We start from the raw sequence: 1,189 nt of genomic DNA on the forward strand, positions 1-1,189 counted from the left end.
AAGGTCAACCGCAAAAAGGTACCCCAACCTTCACAGAAGGCAATCCACTGGTTCCAATTGATGATACGAAACCAATGACTTTCGAAGATGGACAGTCCACGAAAACAGTTCCAGGTGTGGGTGTGTATACCATTAACCTAGATGGATCTATTACCTTTACGCCGGATAAGAAATACTTCGGAACTCCAGATCCAGTAACAGTTAAACGAGTTGATAAGAACGGTACCCCAGTCACTGCGACTTATACCCCAACAGTGACCAAGGTAACACCAACAGGAACTGGCGCAACCAGCACAGGTCCTCAGGGTGTTCCACAAACGGGCACTCCAACCTTCCAAGGTGGCGATCCATTGGTTCCAATCGATGAAACAGTAGAGCCAACCTTCAAAGATGGAAGCAAAGAGATATCTATTCCAGGTCAAGGAACTTACACGATTGCACCAGACGGTACAGTGACCTTCGCACCAGACAAACAGTTTGTCGGAAACCCAGATCCAGTCACAGTGAAACGTGTGGATAAGAACGGCACCCCAGTTACTGCAACTTATAGTCCAGAGTTTACGAAGGTAACCCCAACAGGAACTAACGTAACCAGCTCAGGTCCTCAGGGTGTTCCACAAACAGGCACTCCAAGCTTCCAAGGTGGTGATCCACTGGTTCCAATTGATGAAACAGTTGAGCCAACCTTCGAAGATGGAAGCAAAGAGAAAACTATTCCAGGACAAGGAACTTACACGATTGCATCAGATGGAACAGTAACTTTCACTCCAGACAAACAGTTTGTCGGAAACCCAGATCTAGTCACAGTCAAACGCGTAGATAAGAATGGCACCCCAGTGACTGCGACTTACAGCCCAGAGTTTACTAAGGTGACTCCAACTGGAACCAGTGCAACAAGTACAGGTCCTCAGGGTGTTCCACAAACAGGAACTCCAAGCTTCCAAGGAGGTGACCCATTGGTTCCAATCGATGAAACAATTGAGCCAACCTTCGCAGATGGAAGCAAAGAGAAGACTATTCCAGGCCAAGGAACCTACACGATTGCACCAGACGGAACTGTAACCTTCACTCCAGACAAGCAGTTTGTTGGAAAACCAGATTCAGTTACAGTCAAACGTGTAGATAAGAACGGCACCCCAGTTACTGCAACTTACAGTCCAGAGTTTACTAAGGTGACTCCAACTGGAAC

At 47.2% G+C, this 1,189-nt stretch carries 1 protein-coding gene; it reads left to right on the forward strand.

The window, feature by feature from the left end:
• Positions 1 to 1,189: Ig-like domain-containing protein (locus HMPREF2991_RS07805; RefSeq protein ID WP_373878912.1), on the forward strand; the 1,189-nt coding region annotated here is incomplete at both ends.

It is taken from the genome of Streptococcus sp. HMSC072D07, assembly GCF_001814835.1.
Taxonomy (GTDB): domain Bacteria; phylum Bacillota; class Bacilli; order Lactobacillales; family Streptococcaceae; genus Streptococcus.